This window comes from Duganella flavida, from assembly GCF_009857445.1.
Lineage (GTDB): Bacteria > Pseudomonadota > Gammaproteobacteria > Burkholderiales > Burkholderiaceae_D > Rugamonas > Rugamonas flavida.
In genome coordinates this window covers 1-255 of record NZ_WWCN01000080.1, presented here as the reverse complement: position 1 = coordinate 255, position 255 = coordinate 1, and the positions used below count along the sequence as shown (strand labels likewise).

Here is a 255-nt window from a genome sequence, read left to right as displayed (position 1 = left end):
ACTATCACGTACAGGCTCTTCCCATTTCGCTCGCCACTACTTTGGGAATCTCGGTTGATTTCTTTTCCTGCAGCTACTTAGATGTTTCAGTTCGCCGCGTTCGCCTCACACACCTATGTATTCAGTGGGTGATACCCTAAAAGGGTGGGTTTCCCCATTCGGAAATCTGCGGATCAAAGCTTGTTTGCTAGCTCCCCGCAGCTTATCGCAAGCTACTACGTCCTTCATCGCCTGTAATCGCCAAGGCATCCGCCA

At 50.6% G+C, this 255-nt stretch carries 1 rRNA gene; it reads right to left on the bottom strand.

The features are described 5' to 3' along the window. Positions 1–255: ribosomal RNA gene (locus GTP46_RS29295) — 23S ribosomal RNA — on the bottom strand; the annotation flags it as partial.